Source organism: Corynebacterium kroppenstedtii, assembly GCF_016894245.1.
Classification (GTDB): Bacteria; Actinomycetota; Actinomycetes; order Mycobacteriales; family Mycobacteriaceae; genus Corynebacterium.
The window spans coordinates 1,896,683-1,907,913 of record NZ_CP069792.1; the positions used below are offsets into that span (position 1 = coordinate 1,896,683).

Genomic DNA, 11,231 nt, shown 5'->3' on the forward strand with positions numbered 1-11,231 from the left:
ACATGCGCGTTGAGCTGATACACGCTCTTACTGTGCGACGACGACATCGATCTCGTGTTCGCGAAGTTGGGAAAGGAAACTTTCCGGGGCGGCAGAGTCGGTGATGAGAACGTCGATATCACTCAGAGCAGCAAAACTGACCAGATAATCACGGCCAAATTTCGACGAGTCGCACATGGCGATGACGCGATTGGCATTAGTAATCATGGCTCGCTTGACAGCTGCTTCTTGGGGATCAGCCGTCGATAGGCCATGGTCGATCGTCAACGCGTTCGTGCCAATGAATGCCACGTCAGCACGCATTAGTGCGAGTGTACGCAGCGCAGTATCGCCCACAACGGCCTGAGTAATCGCACGAATTTGACCACCGAGTAGCTGAAGATCAGTTAAGTTTCGGCTTGCCAGATTCATCGCAATGGGAAGGCAGTTAGTGACGATGGGCCATCCACGTCCCGACGATAAATCTGCGATGTGATTAGCCAAGACCGCTGTTGTTGTTCCTGCGTCAAGAAAAATGCCTGCACCTTGCGGTGGGAGGTAATCCATTGCTGTCCGTCCGATAGCGGCTTTAGCACCGGACGCGGCCCTCGCGCGACTGTCGATCGGCAACTCTAGTGTCTGGAAATTTGTGGACGCTACCGCACCACCATGAACACGGTGGATAGCGCCTTCCCGATCGAGCTGGGCGAGATCTCGACGAACCGTTTCTGCTGTTACTGAGAATCGTTCGGACAAATCAGTGACGCTGACGCGGCCTTCAACGGCGGTGAGAGAAGCGATTTGTCGCCGTCGTTCCTCTGCATACATGTCTGTGTCACTTGTCCTTTCACGTCTGTTTCACGCTGAGTCTGCGCTTGATTCGTTGGTTTTACGTTGTCTTCATGTTTCTTCGCTCCTAAGGGTACGCGTTTCGTTTTCAAACGGTCATTAGACCATGTCTGAATGTCCCCGATCGGACATAAAGAGAGCATCCAATCGGTGGCTTTTCTGTGGTTTTACGTTTACTTTACTGTGAACATGAGCATTTGGGCATAGTTTTGTGACTTTTCCCACTCTGAATGATGGTATATTTCTGGAATCACCCGTTAGACTTGGATTAAAGAAATCCGACATGAGGAGCGACTTTAATGGACACCCAAGAAACTGCCGTGATCAAAGGTAAGGCCGTAGTACCTGGTGTCGCCCTTGGTCCAATCGCAGTGGTGGCACCGCGTCCCGCTGTTCCGGAAGCTGGGGCCGAGGTTGACGAAGGTCAGCGCGAGGCTGAATACGAACGTTTTGAACAAGCGGCTAATGCGGTCACTGAGGCTCTCAAGGAACGTGCCAAGAGCCTTGAGGGGCACGCTGCAGATGTCGTTAATGCAACTGCGGGGCTCGCATCAGACCGTGGATGGCGTCGGAAAGTTAAGAAAACCACGAAGCAGGGGCGTAATGCGATTGACGCGACAGTCACTGCTACAGCGTCATTCGTTGAGATGTTTACAGCCAACGGGGGAGTCTTTGCAGAACGCGTCGCTGACCTCGAAGATGTCCGCGATCGCGTTCTGGCTCACCTCCAGGGTCTTCCGGAACCTGGACTTCCGGTTCTCACGACGCCATCTATCTTATGGGCCGACGATCTCGCACCTGCCGATACAGCAACGCTGAATCCGGACTTAGTCATTGGCATCGTCACGCGTCGTGGTGGACCGACGTCGCACACAGCTATTATTGCCCGCCAGCTCAATATTCCCTGCGTTGTTGCAACCGGGCCCACTAACGTTGAGATTTCCTCAGGCCAGACCGAAGGCATGATTAGTGGTGCTGCCGGAGAGCTCACGGTCAACCCGGACAAGGACGCAGCGAAGCAAGCGGTTCGTGAATGGGAACAGCTTGCGGAGAAGATCGCAAACTGGGAAGGCCCTGCTCAGACTAAAGACGGTCACCGCGTCCAGCTCTTAGCCAATGTTCAGGATGGTCCCCAGGCCGCGTCGGCAGCGTCGACGGCAGTTGAGGGAGTGGGGCTGTTCCGCACTGAGCTTCTCTTCTTGTCGTCGACGAAAGAGCCGTCGGTGAACGACCAGGCAGCGGCATATGGTCGTGTGCTTAATGCTTTCCCGAAAGGGAAGGTAGTTATTCGTACTCTCGACGCTGGATCGGATAAGCCCGTTCCCTTCGTAGAGGCGGAGGAAGAAGACAACCCGGCTCTGGGAGTCCGCGGTGTGCGCATTGCGTGGGATCGCCAGGACATTCTGGAACGACAGTTGGACGCTATTGCCAAGGCAGTCGAAGATAACGACCGCGGTGAAGCCCCAACCTGGGTCATGGCACCAATGGTCGCAACTGCCGACGAAGCGCGTTGGTTTGCCGGTATGTGCCACGAGCGTGGTTTAACGCCCGGGATCATGGTTGAAGTTCCTGCGGTTGCGCTGTGTGCCCGGGAGATTATGCAGGAAATTGATTTCGTTTCGATCGGAACGAACGACCTTACTCAGTACACGATGGCCGCTGACCGCTTGTCCTCCCCATTGGCTCACCTCAATGACCCGTGGCAGCCTGCTGTGTTACGGCTCATCAAGATGGTCTGTGAGGCCGGCGCTGAGACTAAAACTCCCGTGGGAGTATGTGGTGAGGCAGCTTCCGATCCACTTCTCGCCTGTGTGTTGACGGGCTTGGGCGTCAACTCCCTGTCCGTTGCAGCTCCTTCTGCTGCGGGGGTCGGAGCTCAGGTTGGCGATCGTACATTCGAGGAATGTCAGAAGATGGCGGCCGCCGCAGTTGCCGCTACCTCAGCCGTCGACGCGAAGAAGGCAGCCGCTGACGCCGTATAGGAACAGAAACTATACCTAGGCAGAAGCCGTGTAAAAGCACAGAGTCGGAGCAGGATCACTTTCTTGCTCTATCGGGGGGTGCTGCCACCGCTAAGTGATTCGACGTTAGTTACGTTAAGTAAATAGAGGTGGAACAAGCCAGGTGGGGTCATAGCGAACGAAGAACTGTGACAACCTTTCCGAGAATAGTTGCCTCATCACCGGGGATCGGGTCAAAGGCGTCGTTGTGGGGCAGTAACCACACTCCGGTTCGGTCCCGGTGAAATTCCTTTACTGTCGCATTTCCATCAATCATGGCGATAACGAAATCACCAATTTCAGCCACATTTTGTGATCGCACGACGACGTAATCGCCATCTAAGATGCCGGCGTCTCTCATGGATTCACCGACAACCGACAAGATGTAGAGGTCTCCTCCGCCAGTAAGTTCTCGGGGAAGAGGAAATTCGTCGGTAACTTCTTGTTCTGCCAGAATTGGCGTACCCGCGGCGATCCGCCCAATCGTCGGAATAAACACAGGGGTGGGGTGGTTAGACTCAATATCGCTGTCTGCAGTCTCATTCGATGTGGATGGCGTGGACTCTTCATCTGCGTGGCGTAGCGATGAGGAGTGGGTGGGTTTGGCTGGATCCGCGATCTTCAGCCCCACTGCTCGAGGTTTATTGGGGTCCCGCCGGAGAAATCCTTTACGCTCGAGCTCTTTGAGTTGGTATGCCACCGATGACGTCGACGTCAGGCCAGCGGCTTGGCCAATTTCTCGAATGCTCGGCGGATAGCCACGCAGCACAATTGCATCATGAATGACGTCAATGATGCGATGTTGCCGGTCCGTCAATGAACCCATGTCAGGCTTCATTGACTTCCGGGATTTCTTTTCAGGCATGGGGCTGGTCTCTCCCAGTTCTAGGTCTTGAGGTGGTTATGGCTGAATTTTTGGCCGTACTGTACGCCTGGTACGTGATGTTGAGATTAGTTTACATCACCCCACGACACGTGGACGTGCGTTCGATGGCGCAGAACACCGCTAGAAAAAGTTGTCGTGAGTACTAAGGGGAATACGTTCTCTCTGAACCTCTAGAGGATGTCCAGTGTTCGAATGGAAAAGGCGTATATAGTGCGTAAATAGGAATTAGTGTTCGAATAATGGGCTTCGCTGCGCTTTTGTGTCCTGCCTCCATGATTTTATGGCGATATCCCTCATTGAGGGATGAGATGTTCGAGTATTCGTTTATTCGTGACACTGCCGAAAGGATGTCCCATGCCTACGCAAACACCGACCTTGACACGCCGTCATCCAGCTCACCCCATCGAACGCCATGTATCGCATAAGAATAGGTATGTAGAGCCTGCCAGCAACCATGGATTAACCCAGAAGAAACGAACTCATCCCAGAGCTCTCCGGGGTGGCTCAACGATGAGAGCTTATCCGTCTAGGCGGTATGCCCAACCGTGTAGACGGTCAAGTTTTCCTGAGCGACGTAGAATCGCAGCATACAGTGTCGTAATCGGATTGCTCATGGGCGCGAGCCTGTATTACGCCTGGGAAGAACCGCGGGACGCGGACATGAATCAGGAAACACCCTATAGTCAAACAGTGATCGTCACCCCTTCTGGCGAGGGTTAATATACTGGCGGTGTTTTCGGCGTTATCCATGTAGATAGGAGATCATCGTCGTGTTTTGCCCGTTTTGTCACCATCCACAGTCTCGGGTGATTGATTCACGGACCGTGGAAAATGGTTTTGTCACCCGTCGGCGGCGGCAATGTACCAAGTGCCACGGCCGGTTCACTACCGTTGAGAAATCTGTGTTGTTGGTTGAAAAACGAAACGGCGTGACAGAGGACTTTAGTAAAGACAAGTTAATCCGTGGTGTTCGTCGTGCGTGTCAAGGGCGAAATGTTTCTGATGATGCGTTAAAACTCCTTGCCCAAGAAGTAGAAATCGATTTGCGTGCTCAAGGAGGTTCACGGGTTAACTCAAACGACGTAGGACTTGCAGTACTAGAGCCTCTACGGAAGCTCGACGAAGTCGCTTATATGCGTTTCGCCTCCGTGTACAAGTCCTTTAGCAGCATGGAGGACTTCGAACGAGAGATCGCAGAATTCAAGGCACGGCGTTCGCAGTAAGGAATATGCAGCCGTGGTATCGGGCCTGACCTAATGGAGCTTTGTGATGGCTTTATTAATTCTTTGGGGGGACACTTTTTGCGCGGTGCCTAACCGTTCTGCGAACACTTGGACGCGTAGTTCTTGTAGAGAGAATATGATGGCTCGTGCTTCAGGGGACTTCGCGCGCTGCTGAGGGAGTCCTTTGAGCTTTGAGCGGAAAGCGCGTTCGAGGTTATTAATCTCTTCCTGGCCGTCCGCGTCTCGGTCAGGGTCACGCTCCATGTTTTCTAGACGTATCTCAACCGCTTTCATATATCGTTGGAGATGCTTGAGATAGCCGGTGCCATATCGTGTCACCGCATTCGGAGGAAGAAGAATATTCAGCTGACGATTGATGTCGTCGATAGCTGGCCCATCCCACTTCTTTATTTCTTCAGTCATAGCCTCATAAGCCACGAGCCCCGGTGCCATGGCAACAACCATGCGCCGTGTTGCCGAAGGGATCGTGTGCGACATCTTTTTTTTCAGTGTTTCAAAGGCGTCGGGAGATCGCTCAATGACACCATGATCCACTAGGGCGTCCTTGATCGCCGCGACTCGGCAGTCGTTAACCAGTCCGCTCAGGCCCCCGTGGGGATAGTGCTCTACCGCTACTCGCTGCTGTAGAGGTAACCCTTTAACTGCTTGGTTCTCATTAATTTTGATGGACTGCACTAATAGAGTGAGTACTGCCGTGAACATCAGGGAATTGGCAATGGACTGAGAGGCGGAGGTCACCACCTCAATTCCCTTCGACGTGACCCGGAGCGCTGGATACGCTGTCGTTGGTTGACCATCGATCGTGGTGTGAACGCTCTCGGGGAGAGTCCCGATGCTCTCATCAGTCCATTCCGTATATATTTTCCCGAGGTTAGGAACAATCGTCGCGACGTCTTCATCGGAAGTACGAGCTGTTCCGCTCCCGGAATCAGCCTGCGTGCGCGGCACATCGTGAAGTGAGAGATCGTTGTCAGAGTGATTCTGATAAAGAGCCGAACCGACTTTACTTCGTTTGAATGCGGCAGACATTGCTTGGGTTGCCGCCGAACTTTGCCGCTTCTTCAACGCTTCAAGATCTCTATCTTGATCGATGACCTTTCCGTGTCTATCGACAGCCTGGAAATTCATCCTCAAATGAAGAGGAAGCTTAGTGACGTCAAAGTCGGAGGGAGTCATGCCTGAGCCTCCGACTGCTCTGAGAGCGTCTGCAAGCGAGTTAGTCAGTGGCTGCTCGTACGGATGCATGATCTCGATGGCTCGGCGCGCAAAGTCGGGAGCAGGAACAACGGTGGTTCTCAGTGGCTTCGGAAGGGTGCGGATAAGGGCCGTCACTAGTTCACGCCGTAAACCGGGGACATTCCAATCGAACCGGTCATCCCATGATAACGATCCAATAATGGGGAGTGGAATCCTCACGCTGACCCCATCGTCGTCTTCCCCGGGTTCGAATTTATACGTCAGCTCGAGGTCTGCGGAATGAGCTCTCCACCGATCCGGAAAATCGTCCTCGCTAATGGTCTGTGCTTCGGGATGGAGAAGTTTGTCAGGATCGAAATCAAGCACATGAGGATCTTTTTTCGATTGCTTCTTCCACCAAGAATCGAAGTGACGACCCGTCGTTACTGAGGCCGGTATCCGCGAATCATAGAAGTCGTACAGAGTGTCGTCGTCGATAAGTAGGTCACGGCGACGCGTCTTTTCCTCAAGTTCTCCGGCAGTGGCTAGCTTTTCGCGATTGAGGTGAAAGAATTCGTGTCGGGTAACCCAATCACCTTCGACGAGGGCACTGCGAATAAAGATCTCTCTGGCTTCGCGCGGGTTAATGCGGTGGTAGGAGATCGGCCGATCGGTGACAACCGGTAAACCCCACAGCGTAGACCGTTGATACGCCATCGCTGCAGATCGTTTGCATGACCAGTGGGGTTCTGAATACTGATGGCGCAGCAAATCTGATGCTTGTTCTTCAATCCAGCGCGGTCGGATTGCGGCAGCATCACGCGCGAACATTCGTGATGTATCGACAATTTCGGCCGCCATCAGCCATTGAGGCTGTTTTTTATGCAGCGATGAGCCAGGGAAGATGACGAACCGCGTCCCACGAGTGCCCTGATACTCCTTTTTCACATCGCTCCGCAGACCAACCTGAGAGAGAAGACCCGAGAGAATAGATCGGTGAAGCCCATCGTAATCGACGGCGAGCATCGGCATATCGGGATGAGTGCTATCAGAGTGGGAATTCGTCTTTTTACCCGAATGCGAGCGCTTATTCGTGAACTGCGGTCCACTGTGCTTCTGACTAGTGGTTTTGGCGTACCCCCGCGACGGTAGCGTCGTCGATTCGTCGCTGCTGCTGGGTATGACAGGATTAAGGCGGTTCTGATCCCACGACCACGACAAGTCTTCAGTGACTCGGCGTAGTTGTCGAACGAAGTCCATCCATTCCCGGATCCGCATGTAGTGGAGATATTCTGCACGACATCGCTTGCGGAACGCATTGCCCGATAGCTGATTTTTGATGGTCGTTAGATATGCCCATAGGCGGAGGTAAGACATAAAGTCGCTCTCCGTGTCCTTGAACCGCGCGTGAGCCTGATCCGACTGGGGCTCATGGTCGGTCGGGCGCTCGCGTACATCTTGAATCGATAATGCGGCGATCACGACCGAAGTGGCTTCCACGACATCACGGTGATGAGCTTCAACCAGCATTCGAGCTAGTCGGGGATCGACAGGAATACGGGAGATTTCACGACCAATGGGGGACAGCACCGGGGAGCCATCACGCTCACCTTCACCTAAAGCGCCGAGTTCATGGAGCACCATCATGCCATCACGAATAGCTCGCGGTTCAGGCGGATCAAGGAAAGGGAACTCATTGATATCGCCCAGCTGCAGGGAGGCCATCGTGATGATCACACTGGCGAGATTGGTGCGCAAAACCTCGGGGTCGGTGAATTCTGGCCTCGAGTTGAAGTCTTCTTCGGAATACAGTCGTATAGCAATGCCCTTCGCTATACGCCCGGAACGGCCTGATCGCTGATTCGCGCTCGCCTGACTAATGGGTTCAATAGGTAACCGTTGGACCTTCGTCCGGGTTGAGTAGCGGGAAATACGTGCCGTTCCGGTATCGACAACATAGTGAATCCCAGGAACGGTTAACGACGTCTCAGCGATATTGGTGGCAAGTACTATCCGACGGCTACGATGCGAGCTGAAGACGCGGTGCTGTTCCGCGTTGGATAAGCGCCCGAAGAGCGGAGTGACCTCAACTCCAGGCCATTTCTTGGCCTCAATGGCGTCATGGGCTTCGCGGATATCGCGTTCACTAGGGAAGAAACACAGAATATCCCCAGGCCCGGCAGCCATGAGCTCCTCACATGCTTCACACACAGCCTCCTGCGGATCTTTCTCAACCCGCTTGACAGAACCGTCCTTGCGTTCGCGTTCGATATACGGGGGTCTATATCGGATTTCAACAGGGTAGGTTCGTCCCGACACCTCGATTATTGGCGCCGGATTTCCCTCCGCATCCGCGAAGTGACGTGCGAATTTTTCAGGGTCGATCGTCGCGGAGGTGATAATGACCTTAAGGTCTGGGCGTCGCGGTAATAGCCGCTTGATATAGCCCAAAATGAAATCAATATTGAGGCTTCGTTCGTGAGCCTCGTCAATAATGATCGTGTCATAAGCTCGCAAAAGGCGGTCACGTTGCATTTCTGCTAGGAGAATGCCGTCTGTCATGAGCTTGATGGCTGTTGAGGGGCCAACACGGTCATCAAAACGAATAGCGTACCCAACGCTCTGACCGATATCTTGGCCGGTCTCACTGGCGATTCGTTCGGCTACCGTACGCGCAGCTAACCGTCTCGGCTGGGTATGCCCGATCATGCCCTTCCGGCCACGCCCTAAGGCTAAACAAATCTTGGGTATCTGTGTTGTTTTCCCGGACCCGGTTTCACCAGCGACGATAGTGACCTGGTGCGTTCGAATGGACTCTGCAATGTCGTCGACTCGCTGAGATACGGGGAGATCACGGGGATAGCTGATAGTCGGGAGCGTTGCGATTTTTGCGGCGAATTGGGTCCGGGCCGCTGCTAAGTCACGAGCGATGGCGTGCCGTGCGTGGTCAGATCGAGCTTTTTTGAGACGTCGACGAAATCGGTGCTCATCAGCTGCACTAACCTCGCTCAGTTGTGCATAGAGTTCTTTGCGAGAAGGCGCTTCGGAGGTGGCGTCGGGTGTCGACGGGTTTTTCGTCTGGGCATCGGTTGTGTGGCGGTTGGATTTGTTCGTCATGACTTCCCTCAGTCTACCTGGATGACGACCCTAGCTTCCGCAGTCGGCTGCTGGTGCAATCACGACCAAGGAAAACAGTACGACTCGCGAAGTACGAGTGGATAAAGCGTGTTTCCGCCGACAGGCCCTGGCCGACATTACCGACGCGTTTAAGCATTCGGTAATTAAGAACGGCGTCGGCCAACGATATGGTCTGCAAGGAGAGTCGTCGATAGCCCGACCAAAATGAGCGCACATGTCGGAGAAAGGACAAACCATAGGGCTCGATCGGCATATGGGGCAGCTTCGCTGAGCATCGTACCCCACTGAGGAGAATCGTGGCCGGCGCCGATCCCAAGAAACGCTAGTCCGGCGAGAGCCAAAATATTGTGCCCTAGACGGGTTGCGCCGTGGCGAAGCGCGGCGGGCACGACGAAGGGGATCGTGTGGACAACAAGCAATCTCCACCGTCCGGCGCCACTATCTCGAGCCCATTCGTAGTGACCTTGATGTCGGATATCTAGGGCTAACGCGCTGCAATGTGCTGCGATCGGAATCCAACCGACAGCCATGACGGCGACGGCTGCAGTCCATACAGATGTGCCAAACACGGAGGCAATAACCAGTCCGATAAAAACAGCGGGGAGAGCGTTTAACGTATCACCGAGGACGCGTGCCCAGTCCCCACTGAGGCCAATAATGACCCCGATGGCTACGCATACTGCGGTCGTAATAAGAGCGATTCCGACGGTGGGTATTGCTCCGTCAGCCATTCTGGCCAGTACATCCCGTCCCACTTGATCGGTGCCCAGCGGATGCGTAAACGAGGGAGCCTCCAAGCGGGCTGTGGGCGTGATGGCCGAGGACCGAAAGCTGCCGAGGAGGAGAGCGAATACTAGGGGGATGATGGCCAATAGTGGTGGCGTCCATCCGACGTCGATATGTGTGTGCCCATGGGAGAGTCCGGCGTCGTGGGATTGAGCAACTGGACGCATCATGAAGTAATGGATGCATCGAGATAGGAATCCGCACGCTACGCCGATGAAGAGCACTACGGTCAGTAGTGCTTGCATGACGGGTACGTCTTGATGGGTTGCCGCTTGAACAGCGATCCTTCCGATTCCAGGAATGGAAAAAATGTTTTCCACGAGGGCCGTTGACGCTAAAGTGCCAGCGAAAAAGAGGAAGATTTGTGGCGTTAAAGTTGCAAAACCCCGTCGGATGAGGCTTCTGCGAACTCGGTAACCGGGGATCCCGTTAACCAACCAGGTCCGGACCCAGGGCTCGTTAGCTGCTGTGTCCACGGCGATAAGCAGAATGCGTGAGAGCATTCCTGAAATGGGGATGGTTAGGGATATGACCGGAAGAATTGCGTAGCTCAGGCCATCCCATCCGGTAGCGGGTAAGTATCCCAGCTGAATGGCAATGAAGCTAATGAGCAGACTGGCAAGGACGAATTCAGGGACGGATGATAAAACCGCGCTTGATAATAAACCTGCGTGGGATCTGCGTCCCTGGGAGTAGGCGTAAACCCGTGGCCAGATCAGAGCGCAGGCGATCATGGTGCCTAGTAGAGTGGCTGTTCCTGCTAAGAAGACGGATGGCCCGAATCCTGCCAACACAGTGTGCCATGCAGAATTAGATGGATTTACCCATGAGACACCGAAATCGAGATGGATGAAACCGATAAAGAAACGCTGAACACCCTCGAGGGGGTTCGACGGTAAATCTAGTTCATTCCGGATATTTTCTATGACTTCCGGATCTGGAGTTCGCTCCGATTCACGTGCTCGAAAGACAGACACTGCAATATCGCGCCCGGAAAGCCACGGGAGGACTGCAGCAAACAACAGTCCTCCCAGCACTATGAGGATAGTTGTTCCTGTGAGGCCCAGGATGGAACGGTACGAGTGTGTAGCACGGTGTCGTGGTCGTGAAGACATGATGAGGGGCACTTAGCGGATCCGTAGAAATGACAACAGAAATTGGAGTGGGTGCGCC

6 protein-coding genes are annotated in these 11,231 nt (G+C 54.0%); 2 read left to right on the forward strand and 4 right to left on the reverse strand.

Annotated features, from left to right (window positions below; genetic code table 11):
* Positions 1 to 27 precede the first annotated feature (27 nt).
* Positions 28 to 807 (reverse strand): DeoR/GlpR family DNA-binding transcription regulator, encoded by a 780-nt coding sequence (locus tag I6J23_RS08185; RefSeq protein WP_012731729.1) that lies wholly within the window; start codon positions 805 to 807, stop codon positions 28 to 30.
* Positions 808 to 1,127: 320 nt separating this feature from the next.
* Here I6J23_RS08185 and ptsP point away from each other — a divergent pair, with 320 nt between their 5' ends.
* The gene (ptsP, locus tag I6J23_RS08190) at positions 1,128 to 2,810 is read left to right on the forward strand and encodes a phosphoenolpyruvate--protein phosphotransferase (protein WP_204581621.1); all 1,683 of its coding nucleotides are present in this window, start codon (positions 1,128 to 1,130) and stop codon (positions 2,808 to 2,810) included.
* A 148-nt stretch (positions 2,811 to 2,958) separates the two neighbouring features.
* On the opposite strand, the gene lexA is transcribed toward ptsP, so the two are convergent.
* Positions 2,959 to 3,693, reverse strand: a complete 735-nt coding sequence (gene lexA, locus I6J23_RS08195; protein WP_204581622.1) for a transcriptional repressor LexA — start codon at positions 3,691 to 3,693, stop codon at positions 2,959 to 2,961.
* A 791-nt stretch (positions 3,694 to 4,484) separates the two neighbouring features.
* Here lexA and nrdR point away from each other — a divergent pair.
* Positions 4,485 to 4,937, forward strand: coding sequence for a transcriptional regulator NrdR (nrdR, locus tag I6J23_RS08200; protein ID WP_204581623.1), 453 nt, complete (start codon positions 4,485 to 4,487; stop codon positions 4,935 to 4,937).
* A 30-nt stretch (positions 4,938 to 4,967) separates the two neighbouring features.
* Here the strand turns inward: nrdR and hrpA are convergent, their stop codons facing one another.
* Positions 4,968 to 9,251 carry an ATP-dependent RNA helicase HrpA gene (gene hrpA, locus I6J23_RS08205; RefSeq protein WP_204581624.1) on the reverse strand — a complete coding sequence of 1,428 codons (4,284 nt, stop codon included), beginning with the start codon at positions 9,249 to 9,251 and terminating at the stop codon, positions 4,968 to 4,970.
* 164 nt (positions 9,252 to 9,415) lie between these two features.
* On the reverse strand, positions 9,416 to 11,173 hold the full coding sequence (locus tag I6J23_RS08210; protein ID WP_204581625.1) for an ABC transporter permease subunit: 1,758 nt from the start codon (positions 11,171 to 11,173) through the stop codon (positions 9,416 to 9,418).
* Positions 11,174 to 11,231: the final 58 nt, after the last annotated feature.